Here is a 16,051-nt window from a genome sequence, read left to right as displayed (position 1 = left end):
TACTTAAATTGTATTCTCTAAATACTTCAATATAGTAGTATCTTTTTAGTTTTGCTCCTCTTGCTCTTTCTATTGCAGCTCCTACTGAAGATACTTCATTATTATGATAATCATATATTTTTACTTTTCCTTCATCTTTAATTTTAAATATTAAAAGTAATTCTTCCGCTTCCTCTAAATTCTCCTCATATTTTATAAAAACAATTTCATTTTCCTCTATAGACTTAACACCAAAACCTGCTATATTTAAATTTATTTTTGAAATATATTTATCTAATTTATTTATTTTGTTTTCTCTTGTATTATTTACTGCTTCATTTAATAAAATTTTTCCTTTATTTCCTCTTGTATTATTAAACAGTTCCATATAAATTCTTAATTTTTCTTCTTTTGTCATTTTAACATTACCTTCTTTCTTTTATTTATATTATACCATTTTAATAATTTAAAGTATTACTATTAAATTATTAAATTTAAAAAAGAACTCAATATATCTTATAATAATCTCCTTTAATTTAATTTTATCATTTGACTTTCTAAAATTAATATTATACAATTAAATTGTACACAATTTAATTTAAAAATGAAATGAGGTATTATTATGAAAATATATGGTTCAACTAAAGGAACTGAATTAGAAAAAACAATAGAAGAATTAGCTAAAGGCGAAGCAATGGCTGCAGGAATGTACTTTACATTAGCACACATTGCAAAGGAACATGGAAATAATGAATTATCCGAAACCCTTTCTAAAATTGGCTCTGATGAAGCAAGACATAGCGGTTTATACTCTTACCTAAATGGTGTAATGAGTGAAGATATTATGTCTATTTTACCTATGTTTGCAAAAGAAGAAGAAAGTGCTTATCCTAAAATACTAGAATTATCAGAAAAAATACGTTCATTAGGCTTAGTGCAATCTGCTGATTTAGTAAAAAGTGCTGCATTAGATGAAAAAGGTCATGAAAAACTACTACAAGTTATACTAAAAAAATTTTAATTTAAAGAGGTTTTAATATTATGTTCTATGATTTAACTGCTAAAAATATCCGTGGAGAAGAAATTCCTATGTCTGTATTCAAAGGGAAAACATTATTAATTGTAAATACAGCTAGTAAGTGTGGCTTTACACCTCAATTTTCTGAACTAGAAGAGTTATATAAGAATTTAAAGGAAAAAGATTTTACTATTTTAGGATTCCCATGTAATCAATTTTTAAATCAAGATCCTAAGAGTAATGCTGAAATAAATAATTTTTGTCAATTAAATTATGGTGTTACCTTCCCTATGTTTGAAAAAATAGATGTTAATGGTACTAATGAACACCCAATATATAAATTTCTAAAAAAAGAACAAAAAGGATTAGTTACTAGTAAAATCAAATGGAATTTCACTAAGTTTTTACTCGATTCAGAAGGAAATGTAGTAAAAAGATATTCTCCTTTTGTAAAGCCTTCAAATATAGAAGAAGATATAAAAAGTTTATTAAAATAAAAATATACCTCAACTTAACTTTATAAAAAATTTAAGTTGAGGTATATTATTTATATGATAATTTTTAATATTGGAGAATAATAATGGATTATAATGAAATTTTAAAATTAGAAAATCAAGTTTGCTTTAGCTTGTATGCTGCATCAAAAGGTATTATAAAAAAATATAAACCTATCTTAAGTAAATATAATTTAACATATACTCAATATATTACTATGCTTGTTTTATGGGAATATAAAACTCTAAGTGTTAAGGAAATAGGACAAAAACTATATTTAGACTCTGGAACACTTACTCCTGTAATAAAAAAGCTAGAATCTATGAGTTTAGTAAAAAAATATAGAAGTGAATCTGATGATAGAATTGTTTTAGTTCAATTAACAGAGACCGGAATGACTCTTAAGGAAAAAATGAAGAATGTTCCCTTAGAAATTTATTGTTCAGCGGGAATACCTACTAAAGACTTAATGGATTTAAAAATCATCTTAGATAATTTAATTAAAAAGTCACTAGATTAAAGGAGGTCTTGTACATCTAATGAAAATACGTATTCCAAATTATTTTAATAGTTTTACCTGCATTGCTGGAGATTGTGAATCTACCTGTTGTGCTAACTGGGAAGTTGTTATCGATAATGACTCTTTCAAAAAATATGAAAATGTAGAGACTGATTTTAAAGATACCTTAAAAAGTAATCTTACTAAAAATTCTGAAGGTGAGAATATATTTTTATTAAAAGAAGATAGATGTTCTTTTTTAAATAAAGATAATACATGCAACCTTTATATTAATTTAGGAAAAGATAGCCTTTGCTATACTTGCTCTAAATATCCTCGGTTTATAGAAGATTTTTTAGATTTAAGAGAAATGGGACTATCACTTTCCTGTCCTGAAGCTTGTAGAATAATTATAAAAGAAGATTCTCCTATAAACTTTAACATTGAAGATAATGATGAAAAATTTATTGGAAATCCATCAGATTTTGATAAGAATTTTTTAAGTAATCTTCTACAATCTAGAAACTTAATTTTTCAAATTTTAGATGATAAAACTCTTTTATTTAAAGAAAAAATATCACTAATCTTTAAATTCACAAGTGCTATTCAAAATAAAATTGATTCAGACTACATTGAAGAAATTCCACTTATAATAAATGAATATTCTTCTTTCTCTAAAGATCATTTTTTAAATAAATCTTTACATAACTTACAACAAGAAGTTAATTATGATAAAATACTTTCTTATTTTGAAGTCTTTAAAGATCTTAAACAATTAAATAATAATGATTCCTTAAGAATTTTAGACGCTCTTACCTTTTTAAAAGAAAAAAAATTTCTCTATTTAAAGAAAAGAAGTCTTTTTGAAAATTATTTTAAAGAAAGAAATTATATGTTTAAAAACATCTTAGTATATTTTATATTTAGATATTTTCTAAAAAGTTTTTTTGATTTCAATTCTTTAAATAAAATTAAACTTTCATTAGTTAATTTTATTATGATTAGAGAGTTGTCTATCATCTATTGGATACAAAATAATTCTTTAACAACTGCTGAATTTGTTAAAATACTCTATACCTTTTCTAAAAATATTGAGCATCTAGAAGAAAATATAGATTCAATGGAAGAACTTTTCTCTAATGAAGATAGCTTTAGCTTAGTTAATATATTAAATCTAATAGATTTTAATATTTAAAAAATAGGCACTATGAAATTTCATAGTGCCTTTTTAATATTGATTAATTTATTTTGCTTCTATAATAATTATAAATATAAAATGGAATTCCTAAAAGCAATAGTATGAATCCCCACATTACTATTTCTGCTCCTGAACCATAGATTGTCCAAATTGCATATACAAAAGCTAATAGTGGTATTATTGCTTTTTTTATAAATATCCTAAAGTTAAATTCTGTAGCCCCTCTAAACATTAACATTATTTCTGCACTTGCTGTCAAAAGATATACTGGTAAAAATGACAGTGTTGCAAGTATTGTTATAAATGTGAATGCATCTACCATGCTTTGTTGATAATTCATTATTAATAATATGTTTACTAAAATAGAACCGGCAACTAATGCATTTACTGGTGTTTTATATTTAGGATGTAATTTCCCAAAGAATTTTGGAAATACTCCATCTTGTCCTGCTGCATATGCAACTCTTGCTGTTGATAAAAGCCATCCAATAGTTGTCCCTAGAATACATACAACTACTGCAATTGTTATAGGCTTTCCAACTGAGCTTCCAAGTATCTTAGTTAAAATATCTGTAAGTGGTGCTGAACTTTTTGAAAGTTCCACATTTGACATAGCCCCCATTGATGCAAAACTTATTAAAATATAAATAGCTGATGCTATAAGTATTCCATATATTGTACTTCTTTTTACATTTCTCTTAGGATTTTTTATTTCTCCTGCTGTAACTGTAGCACTTTCCATTCCTACAAATGCCCAAAGTGTAGCTGTTGCAGCCAGTGGAATCGTATTAAGTCCTTTTCCCTCTGGGATTAATGGTATTATATTATTTGGATCAAAATTTAAAAATGCTATTATTATAAACACTACAAAGAATCCAATTTTAAATACCGTTGCAAAGCTTTGAAGCTTTCCTGCTTTTTCTACCCCAATAATATTTATTATTGTAAAAATCCAAAGAATTGCACTTGTATATATTATCGATATAAGAGGATTATGTAAAGCTGGAATAACTGCTGCACTATAGCTTGAAAGAGTTACAATTATTGCTGCATTTCCTATCCATGATCCATTCCAATAAAGCCAAGCACTTAAAAACCCTGCAAATTCTCCAAATGCTGATTTGGTGTATTGATAAGCTCCACCGGTTTCTGGATACTTTGAACCTAAATTAGCAAATGATAAGGCTATTAAGATAGATCCTATTGTTGTTATTGTCCATGCTATCATTGTTGCCATTGGTCCTGAAACACTTGCAAGTGTGGCTGGTAACATAAATACTCCAGACCCAATCATATTTCCACAAACAAGCATTGTAGCCATGAATAGACTTATTTCTTTTTTCATATTTCTTTCTTCCAATATAATCCCCCCTATTTATTACTTACCCAAATGTAATTGTATCAAAAATATGAAATTTGTCAATTTTAGTTCACTTTATTCTTCTCTAATTTTATATTTTTACATTTTATTTAAAATTTCTTCTTGACCTTAGGGTTACTCCAACCTTTATACTTTAACTTGTAAATAATTAAAACTATGGAGGAATTTTATGAGTGAAAATATTTTAGGAACTGAAAAAATTAGTAAGCTTTTCATTAAATTTTCTATGCCAGCCATAATTGCAATGTTAATTGCTGGTATGCAATCTGTAATTGATGGAATTTTCGTTGGAAATTTTATTTCATCTAATGCTATGGCAAGTATTTCAATTGGAGCACCTTTTATGCAAATTATTATTGGGCTTTCTATGCTTGTTAGTGTTGGTGCTTTAAGTTATATGGGCAGAAGTTTAGGTGAGGGAAATAAAAAACTTACTCAAGATATTTTTAAAACATCTACTATTATTTTAACAATAGCATCTATTTTTCTTACTATAACAGGAGTCTTTTTTAGTACCTCTATTAGTAAAGCTTTAGGAGCTAGTCCTCTTCTTTTAAATGATGTTAGTATTTATATTAAAACTCTTTCTTTTTGTATATTGCCAATGTCCCTTGCTTTTTTATTTGGATTTTCAGACAGGTTAATTGAAAGACCTGACCTTTATTTTAAAGGTATGATTTTAAGTCTTATTACTAATATTACTTTAAACTTTTTTCTTATTAAAATTTTAAAACTTGGAATAATGGGAGCCGCTTTAGCTACTGGAATTTCTTATTCATCTGTATTTTTTATTGTTGTAATACCTCTTTTAAAATCCTCTAATTTAATTAATATTTTTAAAGGATCTTTTAATAAAAAAACTATTATCCCTATTTTATATAATGGCTCATCAGAAGCCTTTGCTTCTATTTCAGCTGCTATATCTGCTTTTTTATTTAATATGGCTTTTATAAAGTTTGCTGGTGAATCTGGAGTTGCTGCTTTTTCTAGTATCTCTTATGTTACCCAGTTTGGTATGCTAATTATTTATGGAATAACTGATGGAATATCTTCTATTATTAGTTATAATTATGGTGCTAAAAAATTTGAACGTGTAAAATCTATTTTTTATCTATCAATAAAAATTTCATTCTTTGTTGGAGCTTTAACTTTTATCTGTATATTTTTCTTTAGTGAGCCTCTTGTAAAAATATTTGTACCCGATAATATTGAAGCTATTACATTAGCTACTGATGGATCTAAAATTTATGCCTTTGCCTTTTTATTAAGTAGTATTCCTGCTTTAGGTTCTGCTTATTTTACAGCTATAGGTTATGCTAAAGAATCTATTATAATTGCTTTAAGTCGTGGCTTAATCTTTATTATTATAGGAATTTTAATATTTCCTCAAATCTTTGGATTAGCTGGGGTTTGGCTTACTATTCCTTTCTCTGAATTTATAACTGTCCTAATTTCTTTTTACCTAAAAAATTGCTACGAGAAAAAAGAAAATCTTTCTGTATCTATTAATCTAGAAGTAAACTAATAAAAATAGGGAGACAAAAATTTTTGTCTCCCTATTTCTCTTATTTAAGTTTCATAAATTCTTCTTTTGTTATTAATTCTAAATCTAATAATTCTTTAAGTTTTAATAACTTTTCTAAATCCATATTTTCTTCTTTCTTTTCTTCCATAGGTTTTTTATATTTTTCTTTAAAACATTCTTTACACTCTAAAATATCTATTTTTTCAATTTTTGAATTTAAATATATTGAAAGTTTTTCACTTCCTACTCTATAACCCTGTATCTTAGTTAAACAATCTATAAAGTTTTTAACTAAGATACCATTTTTCACATTTATATTTTCATCTTCATAAATCTCTTTTATTGTATCTTCTATAAGAATTTTTTCATCAGATTCTATATTAAATCCTCTATGAGATAATTTATTTATTATAATTTTTTCTATTTCATCAGTACTATAATCATTTAATTTTATATATTCTATAAAGCTTCCACCAAGTTTTATATTTCTATATAAAAGCTCTCTTATCTCTTTTTCATATCCACTTAATATAATAACTATCTTTCCGTTATTCTTCTCCATAAATGATATTATTTCACTCATATAATATCCCTTTACATCTTCCTCTATAAGTGAAGCTAAATCATAAAGATAGACAGTTTTTCCAATACTTTTGTTTAAAATTCCATCTATTCCTTTTTCTTTTAAATCTTTTATAAGTTCAATTCCTTTTACTTTAACCATTCCTTTAGTTTTAGTAATTCCTAAATAATATAGCTCTTCACTTAATATTTCTGCAAATAATTTTTTACCTGTTCCTTCATTTCCACTAATAAGAATATTTAAATTTTTAGATACTATACTTTCTATTCCTTTTCTTCTTCTAACTTCTTTGAGTCTTATTAAACTTTCTATATTTTTAAATACTCTCTTTTCTTTTTCTCTTCCAATTATTTTTTCACTTAAATCATTAATATCAATTTTATTTCTAGTAGAATAATTACTACTTTCAATATCTTTTGCAGTTATTAAATTCATATCATTTGTACTTACATCTGTTTCTGCAATTCTAATACTTTCTATTCTAATTAAATTTTCTACATAATTTCTAACCATACGCCCATTTCCTGATTGAGCATCTGATTCTTCATATATATTTTCAAAGCTTTTCTTTAAAGCTGTATATCCATTTTTAGATAATTTAAAACCTTTATTTTCTATTATTTTAATAGCCATATCTAAAAGTTCTTCTGGCTTATAATCTTCAAAAGTAGTCCATACTGGGAATCTTGATTTTAATCCTATATTTACATCAAAGAAGTCCTCAAGTTCTTTCTCATATCCTGCTAAAATAACTACAACTTCATTTCCATAATCCTCTATAAGTTTTAAAAGAGTTTCTATAGCTTCTATTCCAAGTTCATCATTTGCAAGAGTGTAAGCTTCATCTATAAATAATACTCCACCTATAGCTTTTTTAAATACTTCTTCTGTTCTTTTTGCAGTACTTCCTTTTTCTCCTGTTACAAAACTACTTCTATCTGTTTCTATAAGTTGCCCTGTTTTTAAAAGTCCTATACTATTAAGCATTTCTGCAACTAATCTTGCTATACTTGTTTTTCCTGTTCCTGGATTTCCTGCAAAAACCATATTTAAATTTTGATCTATTTCAGTATGTATTCCAACTGATTTTCTTTTTTCTTGTGCAATTATAAGTTTATACTGATTTCTTAAAAGATCTTTAACACTATCAAGCCCTATAATTCCTTTAAGTTTTTCTTCTAGATTAAACTTAGTTTTGATTTTAAAGTTAAAGTTTTCAAAGTCTAATATATCAAGTGCTTTTTCTACTCCACTAATATATTTTTTAGATGCATCTAAAATAGCATTCTCAACTATATTTCTTACAAATCTAGCATTCCCTAAATCATTTTTTCCGCCAATTTGATTTTTATAGAATAACTCAATTAAATCATTCTTTATTTCTGGATTAATTCTATATCCTTTGCTCTTAGCAATATTTATAGCTATTTCATACATTTCTTCTGGTGTATAATCATAAAAATGTATTGTATTTGGAAATCTTGATTTAAGTCCTTGATTTATACTTAAGAACTTATCCATATCCTTCTCATATCCAGCCATAATAACTACAAGATTTTCACGATTATCCTCTATTCCTTTTAATAATGCATCTACAATTTCTTTACCAACTTTATCACTTTCACCTTCACAAAGTGAGTAAGCCTCATCTATAAAAAGTACTCCGCCTATAGCGGAATTTATTACATCAATAGTAGTTTTTGCTACATCATTGATATTCTCTGCTACAAAATCACTTTTACTTACTTCTTTAAATATTCCTTTAGATAAAAGTCCTAATGCATTTAAATATTCAAATGTTATTCTTGCTGCATTAGTTTTTCCTGTACCAGCATTTCCTGCAAAAATCATATTTAATGAAGGTGACGTAACTTTAAGTCCCATTTTTTTTCTTATTTTTTGTACTTTAACATTGTTTTCTATATTTTCAATAAAATCTTTAAGTTCTTTTACTCCAGTTATTGAATTTAACTTATATTTAGCTTCTTCTAAAGTAGTATCTGAAAATTCATTTAATTTATATTCACCATTTCCATCACTACAATAAATATACTCTTCTTTTCTATATATCATAATTCTATTTTTAGGATTTATAGTTCCTATATTTATTAAATTTTTAACTGGTTTTGATAACTTATAGTCTATATATCTTTTTATATCTAGCTCTTCATCTGATTTAAAACTATCATATATAAACTTACATAGGTTATATTTATCTTCATCCATATTTTCATTTAAATTTATCCATACATCAGCTCCATATGTATCTTCTATATCTTCTACAACTGTAGCTAAAATTTTCCTTATAACTAAATATCTTTCATTTAGACTTAATTTTTTACTTCTAAATACCTTATCTATTCTTTTTGAAAAATCTTTTCCTAAGAATTCATCTATATTTAAATTTTCATCATCAGAAACAAATATAAAAAATTTATTATGACAAATAAGTTTATCTAATTCTGATTTTTCACCTTCTTCTCTTTCCACTAAAATTTCATTTTTCATTTTATAATTCTCTAAAAGATTTAGGCATGTATTAGGATGAATATTACTTAATATTTCTAACACTTCTTTTTTACCCTTTTTTATATTTTTAAAAATTATTCCCTCTGAATTATTATTTAGTACTTTATATAAATCTGTTAAAAATGCATTTATTCCAAAATTAAAATTATAGGATGCTACATCTATTACATCTATTTCACTAGATTTTACTTTTCCATCTTCTTTAAGAAGCTTAAAAATTTCTTTAACTAGAGTTTTCTTTCCTGTATCTTTTTCCCCTAGTATTAAAATTATTCCTTTATTATCATTATTTATTTTATTAATAAAATAATTACTTAATCCTTCTATCAAACTTTCTTGGCCTATAAACTCTTTATTTAAAATATTACTTATATTTTCCATACTCCCGCTCCTTTGTGGATAATTATTATTAATTAATAATATACACTTTTATTTACCTTTTTTCAATAGTTATAGCTTTTTTTATAAATTTGTTTATATTTATTGTTTTATATATGTCAAGAATATATACTTTATATATACATAATTTTAAGGAGGATTTTTAATGGTAAGCTTAATTTTAGAAGGAGGAACCTTTAGACCAATCTTTAGTGCTGGAATAATGGATGCTCTCTTAGACAATAATATAATGCCTGACTATTGTATTGGTGTGTCCGCTGGTATTACTAATGCTTTCTCATATCTGTCTAGGCAGAAAAAAAGGAATCTAGAGATATTAGAAAGTTTTAGAAATGACAAAAGATATTTAGGTGCTAGAAATTTTTTAAAATGTAGAAGTTTATTTGGATTAGATTTTGTTTTTGATACTATTCCAAATGAATTAAATAAATTTGATGAAAAAGCCTTTTCAGAATATAAAGGTACAGTTTTAGTTGGCGTTACAAATGCTTTAACTGGAAAATCTGAATATTTAGATGGACACAATCTTGACCCTAAATGCACAATGCTTCGTGCAACTTGTGCTATTCCATTAGTTTTCCCTGCTATATCCATAGATGGAATCCCTTATTTTGATGGTGGACTTGCAGATCCAATTCCAATAAAAAAGGCTATTGCTGATGGAAACACTAAACATTTAATAATTTTAACTAGACCAGATTCTTATAGAAAAACTTTAAGTAAAAGTACAAAACTTGCAGGTAAAGTTCTTAAAAAGAAATATCCTAATTTAGTTCCACTATTCTTAAATAGACATAATACTTATAACCAAACTGTTCGCTTCTGTGAACAGCTTGAAAAAGAAGGTAAAGCTATTATTTTAAGACCTACTATCGAAACTCAAGTAGAAAGTTTTGAAAAAGATGTAGATAAATTACGTTTAGCCTATAATAATGGTTATAAACTTGCTATCTCTAGAATGAATGATATTAAAAATCTCTATAAATAAAAAGAGCATTTTGCTCTTTTTTATTTATATTTTATTCATTGACCCTTTAGTAACTCAATGGTTTATTATCATATTTATTAGGAGATGATAAATATGAAACAGAAACATATATTAACTTTAACACTGCTTTGTATACTAATTTTCATGGTTGGAATTTCATATATGCTATTTGGAAGATATGGAATTATTTCTGGTGTCTGTGATGCTCTCATGATAGTTTCTCTACTTGATAAAGATATTAGTTATAGAAAGATTTCTGAATTTCTAAGCATTTTTCTTTTACAAGTTTTTATACTTATTTTAACATTATTTGCAAGAATAAACCTTATTTCACTTATAATAGTAAGCTTTATTGCTGGATTAATTATAAATAATATACATATAACTTATAAAAAATCACCTAGGACACAAGGATTCTTTTATCTTTATATGTTTATAATATATTTAAAAGTCCCTTTTAATGTTTATCCTAAATTAATTTTTTCTTTGGCTCTTTCTTCTTTTTTGATTTTAGTTATGTACTATCTTTTAACTAGAAAGATTTATTTTAAGAAAGCTAAAGATACAATTAAAGGAACTATTAAAGCGGATATAGATGACATAGAATTTATGCTATTTAAACAGTTCAAATTCCGTTTTAATATTTTAAGTTCAATTTTATTTACTATAGCAATTTTTACAATGGTATACTTTTATGAATATCATGGCCTTTGGCTTGCTATAACTATCTTAGTCGTTCTTATTCCTGATAAGGACCTATCTATAAAAAAGTTAATAAATAGAACTATTGGGACACTTATAGGTAGTGGATTATTTATTCTAATTTCATTTATTTTAAATAATAATCCATACTCACTTTATATTTATATTGGTATAATTTTAATAACTATTTACTTCTGTATCTATCCTATGAAATACTACTATATTCAAGCAATTTTTATAACACTTTTTGCTCTTACTGTAGATTCATTTTTTTATAAACAGCAAACACATTTATTTTTAGGATACTATAGAATTATTTTCACTATACTCGGTTGTTTATTAATTTTCTTACTTTTTGTTATTGAACCTTATATTGAAAAACTATTCAAATTAAGAAAGGACTAGTTTTATGGAAAATAAACTTTTAATAGGTGAGGTTGCTAAAATTTTCAATATAAATATTGAAACTCTTCGCTACTATGATAGGATCGACCTTCTTAAACCTTCTTTTGTTACAGATAAAGGTTATAGATTATATACTCCAAATGATTTAACTAAGCTTAAATTTATTTTAGGCGCAAAAAAACTTGGAGTTACACTTGAATGTATAAAGAAAGTATCTGCTTCTAATAATTTAAATAATTATACTAATTTATTAGACCTTCAAGAAACACTTATTTCAGAAAAAATTGAATCTCTTCTCTTACTTCAAGATTATATTAAACAAAATAAGAGTAATTTAACAAATTTAGTTCATTTCACTAACCTTTACAATTTTACAGACTTACAATTTATAGAAAAATCTATATCTTTTTATAAAATTGATTTGTCTACTGTAAAAACTAAAAATTTAACTAAATTATTTAAAATTATTTCTGATCATAATCTTCTAAATGAATATTATCTAGAATATACTTTAGCAGCTAACCTTTACAAAACCAATGTTATTTATATTTTAAAAGATAATTTTTCATTGAAGTTAATTAATGAATTAGAATCTATCTCAAACTCTACAATTTATGAGATACACATTAAATCTAAATTTATTGATATTCAATTTAAAGGAACTTCTGAAAAAAGTATCTCTTACATAAAAAGTATACTCTCTTCTAAAAACTTAATATCTTCTACTATCTTTAAAAGTGCTAAATCATTTGTTTTGCAAGAAAATAAACAAATTTTTCTCTTTCATATTCTTATATCAAAAGGAGCTATTGAAATTCAATAGCTCCTTTCTATTATGATACATATTGTTTAGCATTATTATATTTATATGTCATATCTGCAAGTTCATTGTTATATGCGCCTTGGTTTACAGTATATCTACCTATTTTATCTACATTATAATTAAAACAATAACTTATTTCCGAACTTAGACTTTGAAGTTTTTCTGCATTGTAATTTTGAATATATGGCAATGTTTCTTTAGTTATATTTTCTAATTTATTTATATTTTGGACTGCTACATTTGCCTCTTTTCCTAATTCTTCTGGATATTCATTGCCTAAAGAAATAATCTTTCCTTTAATCTCTTCTAAATCATTAAAGTCAGCTGCTAAAACTTGACTTGCTTCATTTTGTGTAATTATATCTTTTAATGTATATTCTATAGTATTTCCCATATCTCCTGAAATCGCTTGTACTTCTATAATATTACTTACAAACTCATTCACTTCTTTTGGCCCATTTGTTAAAGCTACTTTTTCAGTTTGACTGTTTACTACTTCTTTTTTAACAAAATAACTTCTAGGAATAATTATTAAAATTATTAAAACTATAATTCCTATAATACCTAATACTTTCCCTACTTTCATCTTTCTTCTCCTCGCGCAAAGACTTCTTATATATTCTATAGTATCATATTTGAAATTTTTTAAATTACACTTAACTTAATTATTATTGAATATTATGTTAATTTTCAAATTAATGTTATTACTATACCTTGAATTAATCCTATTGCTCCACCAAGTACTAACCCTAATAATTCTATATGCTTTAATTCTTTTTTTGATATTTCTAAAATTATATTCTCTAATTCTTCTAAGTCTAGTGCATTTATTTTTTCTTCTACTAATGTCCCAATATTTATTCTTTCCTTTATCTTTTCTATACCTTTTTCTTTTATATCATCAACTGTCTCTTCAATAGTTTTTTCTAACTCTTCTCCAACTAGCTCTTCTAAAGGTCCTTTAATCATAGTTAACACAAAGCTTGGCATAAATTTCATCTTCTCATCAACAACGTTCATAATTTTTTCCTTTATTAAAATGACTAGTTCTTCCTTATCTTCTTCTTTAAACCCTTTCTCTAAAAGTTCATCTATTGAAATTAAATCTCTCTCTACAACTTCACTTATAGTTTTAGCTATTTCTTTTCTTCTTTTAGGAATAAGTCCTATTATTTCAAAGTTTAATATTTTAATTCCTTTTAATGGTCTAAATATTAACTTTATAGCTAATATATTTGTAATCCAACCTATTATTCCACCAATTACTGTTAATAATACAATTTTAAAAATCATCCTTTTCCCCCTATTTTTCTATTTCAATTATAGTTTCATTATAAGCTATTTGAAGACCAATGTCTGATGTATCTTCTTTTGTTAAATAATTAGGATTTCCATGCCTCTCATGCCATCCCACTTCCATCATAACTACACCATCTTTTATCTTATTATCTATAATACACCTTGACTTTACTTCTCCTACCTTTGATTTTAATCTATATATTTCCTTATTTTTAAGATTTAATTTTAATCCTTCTTTTTCATTTATAAAAAATTCTGAAACTCCTTCTTTATCCATAAAATGTTGACTAAATAAAGTCTCTTTACTGTGATTTGTTAAAAGTCTTAAACCATCTCTTTTTTCCACACTGTTTACTTCAAAATTCCCAATACTAAATTTTTCTGTATTTTCTTTAAATGGAACTTTTATCTCTTTTGTTATATATTCATTTTTCACATTATCCACAGTTACATTTAATGGTTCTAAAACTTTATTTAAATACTCTTTCTTTTTTATATCTATTGGATAATTTTCAAGCTTTAATCTTTTAGCAAGTTCATTATAAAAATTATATTCATCCATTAAAGGATTAATTGGTTCTATTACTTCTTCTTTATATATTAAATACGGATTCGTCATTGAGCTAAATAATAAGTCTTCACTTTCAAGAGTTGCTGTGCTTGGTATAAATAAATCACATTCTTTAGCTGTATCTGTCATATAAAGATCAAAATAAACCTTAAAATCTACCTTTTTAAAACTTTCCTTTAACTTATTTATATTAGGTAATTGATTTAAAATATTACTTTTAGTTATAAACAGCATTTTCACCTTTTCTTTTTTGATTACATCTCCTATATTTCCACTACTAAACTCTATATTTTTAGCATATTTATAACTTTCATATGGATCTAAATTTAAAATATCTCCATATAATTTATTTGCATAATTTACTCCTCCGCCTTCTATTCCTATTTGTCCTGTTATCATTCCAAGAGTATCTATAGCTCTTATTGTATTTCCTCCATTTTTATATTTTTGAAGTCCATACCCTAATATAATTGTAGATGGCTTATTTGTATAAAGTTTTGAAAGTTTTTCTATTTCCTCTAATGAAACACCGCTCTTTTCTGCTAATTCTTCCATATTAAAAGATTCTATACCTTTTTTATATTCACTAAAATTTTCCACTCTCTCCCTTATAAAATCTTTATCTATTAAATTTTTATCTATAATATACTTTCCCATAGCTAAAGCTAAATAATAATCACCATTTGGTTTTGGACTTATATAGTAATTTGAAAGTTTTGCTGTTTTTGTTTTTATTGGATCAATTGTAATAACATAGCTTCCATTTCTTTTTGCATCTAAAATAGCTTTCATTTCATGAATAGATGTGAAGGCTGGATTTTTCCCCCATACTATTATGGTTTTACTATTTTCTAAATCCTCTAAGCTATGTCTTAAAACCTTTTTAAAGTCTAGCTTTTGTGCCTTTATTCCTGCACTCCAACATGGACCTCCCTTTTGCTTTAAAACACCTCCATAAAAATTAAAAAATATATCTCCAATACTTTTTAAAAGTCCTCCATTTCCATATTGCTCATAATAAATTATTTCTTCATTTTTGCATTTATTTAATTTTTCTATAATTATATTAATCCCCTTATCAAAGCTTACTTCTTCAAACTTTCCATTTACTTTAAGAAGAGGTTTAATTATTCTTTTTTCATTTTTTATAATATCTTTATGATATAACCCTTTTTTGCAAATAAAACCTTTTGTAAATGGATGATTTTTATCACCTTTTATTTCAATTTCACCATTTTCATTTTTATAAACATCAAATTTACAGCAATCAAAACAATCTAATGTACAACCACTACTATACTTCTTCATACTAAAATCCCCTCCTTTTAGATATTCTTAAATTATATAGTATCACACATTTTAATCTTTATTCAAAAATTCAGATGAATTTTCATTCACCTGAATCTCCTTCATTCTAATACTTCACATTTATTATCACTAAATTCTAAAATTCCTTCTTCAATAGGAATTTTTTTTATCTTTCCATGATAAAAAAATTCTATATTTCCTTTTTCTATACATCCTAAAAAATTATGAAAATCTTTTAATATAGTAAACTCTCCTTTTTCAGTTACAATTAACGCTCTATCTACCATACAATCTACCTTAATATTTATTCCACTTCTTATTTTTAAATTAAATTTTTCTTCCATCTCTA

The 16,051-nt window shown here is 25.2% G+C and carries 15 protein-coding genes; 8 read left to right on the top strand and 7 right to left on the bottom strand.

What is annotated here, in order from left to right; translation table 11 throughout:
• The coding region (locus tag ACRDDY_RS17610; RefSeq protein ID WP_438566231.1) for a hypothetical protein at positions 1–397 on the bottom strand (397 nt) is incomplete at its 3' end.
• 204 nt (positions 398–601) lie between these two features.
• Here ACRDDY_RS17610 and ACRDDY_RS17605 point away from each other — a divergent pair.
• From ACRDDY_RS17605 to fliB, 4 genes are all read left to right on the top strand, one after another.
• Positions 602–1,000 carry a rubrerythrin gene (locus tag ACRDDY_RS17605; RefSeq protein ID WP_438566230.1) on the top strand — a complete coding sequence of 133 codons (399 nt, stop codon included), beginning with the start codon at positions 602–604 and terminating at the stop codon, positions 998–1,000.
• 17 nt (positions 1,001–1,017) lie between these two features.
• Complete coding sequence (locus ACRDDY_RS17600; protein WP_438566232.1) at positions 1,018–1,494, top strand: glutathione peroxidase; 477 nt, start codon at positions 1,018–1,020, stop codon at positions 1,492–1,494.
• An 83-nt stretch (positions 1,495–1,577) separates the two neighbouring features.
• A complete protein-coding gene (locus tag ACRDDY_RS17595; RefSeq protein ID WP_438566229.1) occupies positions 1,578–2,012 on the top strand; it encodes a MarR family winged helix-turn-helix transcriptional regulator in 435 nt (144 codons plus the stop codon).
• A gap of 19 nt (positions 2,013–2,031) precedes the next feature.
• Positions 2,032–3,186, top strand: a complete 1,155-nt coding sequence (fliB, locus tag ACRDDY_RS17590) for a flagellin lysine-N-methylase (RefSeq protein ID WP_438566228.1) — start codon at positions 2,032–2,034, stop codon at positions 3,184–3,186.
• A 43-nt stretch (positions 3,187–3,229) separates the two neighbouring features.
• Here the strand turns inward: fliB and ACRDDY_RS17585 are convergent, their stop codons facing one another.
• On the bottom strand, positions 3,230–4,549 hold the full coding sequence (locus tag ACRDDY_RS17585; RefSeq protein ID WP_438566227.1) for an APC family permease: 1,320 nt from the start codon (positions 4,547–4,549) through the stop codon (positions 3,230–3,232).
• Between the two features lie 190 nt (positions 4,550–4,739).
• Between ACRDDY_RS17585 and ACRDDY_RS17580 the strand changes: the two genes are divergently transcribed.
• Positions 4,740–6,095, top strand: a complete 1,356-nt coding sequence (locus ACRDDY_RS17580) for an MATE family efflux transporter (RefSeq protein ID WP_438566226.1) — start codon at positions 4,740–4,742, stop codon at positions 6,093–6,095.
• Between the two features lie 40 nt (positions 6,096–6,135).
• Here ACRDDY_RS17580 and ACRDDY_RS17575 read toward each other — a convergent pair whose 3' ends face one another.
• Entirely contained in the window at positions 6,136–9,588 is a 3,453-nt protein-coding gene (locus tag ACRDDY_RS17575; protein ID WP_438566225.1) for an AAA family ATPase, read from the bottom strand.
• 163 nt (positions 9,589–9,751) lie between these two features.
• Here ACRDDY_RS17575 and ACRDDY_RS17570 point away from each other — a divergent pair, with 163 nt between their 5' ends.
• The 3 genes from ACRDDY_RS17570 (at position 9,752) to ACRDDY_RS17560 (ending at position 12,524) form a co-directional block, all read left to right on the top strand.
• Positions 9,752–10,594 carry a patatin-like phospholipase family protein gene (locus tag ACRDDY_RS17570; RefSeq protein WP_438566224.1) on the top strand — a complete coding sequence of 281 codons (843 nt, stop codon included), beginning with the start codon at positions 9,752–9,754 and terminating at the stop codon, positions 10,592–10,594.
• A 93-nt stretch (positions 10,595–10,687) separates the two neighbouring features.
• On the top strand, positions 10,688–11,701 hold the full coding sequence (locus tag ACRDDY_RS17565) for an FUSC family protein (RefSeq protein WP_438566223.1): 1,014 nt from the start codon (positions 10,688–10,690) through the stop codon (positions 11,699–11,701).
• A 4-nt stretch (positions 11,702–11,705) separates the two neighbouring features.
• On the top strand, positions 11,706–12,524 hold the full coding sequence (locus tag ACRDDY_RS17560; RefSeq protein WP_438566222.1) for a MerR family transcriptional regulator: 819 nt from the start codon (positions 11,706–11,708) through the stop codon (positions 12,522–12,524).
• Positions 12,525–12,534: 10 nt separating this feature from the next.
• On the opposite strand, the gene ACRDDY_RS17555 is transcribed toward ACRDDY_RS17560, so the two are convergent.
• The 4 genes from ACRDDY_RS17555 to ACRDDY_RS17540 all read right to left on the bottom strand — a co-directional run bounded on the left by ACRDDY_RS17555 (position 12,535) and on the right by ACRDDY_RS17540 (position 16,046).
• The gene (locus ACRDDY_RS17555; protein ID WP_438566221.1) at positions 12,535–13,110 is read right to left on the bottom strand and encodes a hypothetical protein; all 576 of its coding nucleotides are present in this window, start codon (positions 13,108–13,110) and stop codon (positions 12,535–12,537) included.
• 104 nt (positions 13,111–13,214) lie between these two features.
• Positions 13,215–13,817: a DUF445 domain-containing protein gene (locus tag ACRDDY_RS17550; protein WP_438566220.1), complete on the bottom strand. Its 603-nt coding sequence runs from the start codon at positions 13,815–13,817 to the stop codon at positions 13,215–13,217.
• 10 nt (positions 13,818–13,827) lie between these two features.
• Entirely contained in the window at positions 13,828–15,702 is a 1,875-nt protein-coding gene (locus ACRDDY_RS17545) for a molybdopterin-dependent oxidoreductase (protein WP_438566219.1), read from the bottom strand.
• Between the two features lie 101 nt (positions 15,703–15,803).
• Complete coding sequence (locus tag ACRDDY_RS17540) at positions 15,804–16,046, bottom strand: hypothetical protein (RefSeq protein ID WP_438566218.1); 243 nt, start codon at positions 16,044–16,046, stop codon at positions 15,804–15,806.
• Between the last annotated feature and the right edge of the window lie 5 nt (positions 16,047–16,051).

It is taken from the genome of Clostridium sp., from assembly GCF_051656525.1.
Taxonomy (GTDB): domain Bacteria; phylum Bacillota; class Clostridia; order Clostridiales; family Clostridiaceae; genus Clostridium.
Note: the sequence above shows the minus strand (reverse complement) of the source record. Positions and strands in the feature narration are given on the sequence as shown.

What these genes read in the sequence shown, in the direction of transcription:
- ACRDDY_RS17605 (WP_438566230.1), top strand. Translation starts at nt 602, where the DNA reads ATGAAAATATATGGTTCAACTAAAGGAACTGAATTAGAAAAAACAATA.
- ACRDDY_RS17595 (WP_438566229.1), top strand. Translation starts at nt 1,578, where the DNA reads ATGGATTATAATGAAATTTTAAAATTAGAAAATCAAGTTTGCTTTAGC.
- fliB (WP_438566228.1), top strand. Translation starts at nt 2,032, where the DNA reads ATGAAAATACGTATTCCAAATTATTTTAATAGTTTTACCTGCATTGCT.
- ACRDDY_RS17580 (WP_438566226.1), top strand. Translation starts at nt 4,740, where the DNA reads ATGAGTGAAAATATTTTAGGAACTGAAAAAATTAGTAAGCTTTTCATT.
- ACRDDY_RS17575 (WP_438566225.1), bottom strand. Translation starts at nt 9,588, where the DNA reads ATGGAAAATATAAGTAATATTTTAAATAAAGAGTTTATAGGCCAAGAA.
- ACRDDY_RS17570 (WP_438566224.1), top strand. Translation starts at nt 9,752, where the DNA reads ATGGTAAGCTTAATTTTAGAAGGAGGAACCTTTAGACCAATCTTTAGT.
- ACRDDY_RS17565 (WP_438566223.1), top strand. Translation starts at nt 10,688, where the DNA reads ATGAAACAGAAACATATATTAACTTTAACACTGCTTTGTATACTAATT.
- ACRDDY_RS17560 (WP_438566222.1), top strand. Translation starts at nt 11,706, where the DNA reads ATGGAAAATAAACTTTTAATAGGTGAGGTTGCTAAAATTTTCAATATA.
- ACRDDY_RS17555 (WP_438566221.1), bottom strand. Translation starts at nt 13,110, where the DNA reads ATGAAAGTAGGGAAAGTATTAGGTATTATAGGAATTATAGTTTTAATA.
- ACRDDY_RS17550 (WP_438566220.1), bottom strand. Translation starts at nt 13,817, where the DNA reads ATGATTTTTAAAATTGTATTATTAACAGTAATTGGTGGAATAATAGGT.
- ACRDDY_RS17545 (WP_438566219.1), bottom strand. Translation starts at nt 15,702, where the DNA reads ATGAAGAAGTATAGTAGTGGTTGTACATTAGATTGTTTTGATTGCTGT.
- ACRDDY_RS17540 (WP_438566218.1), bottom strand. Translation starts at nt 16,046, where the DNA reads ATGGAAGAAAAATTTAATTTAAAAATAAGAAGTGGAATAAATATTAAG.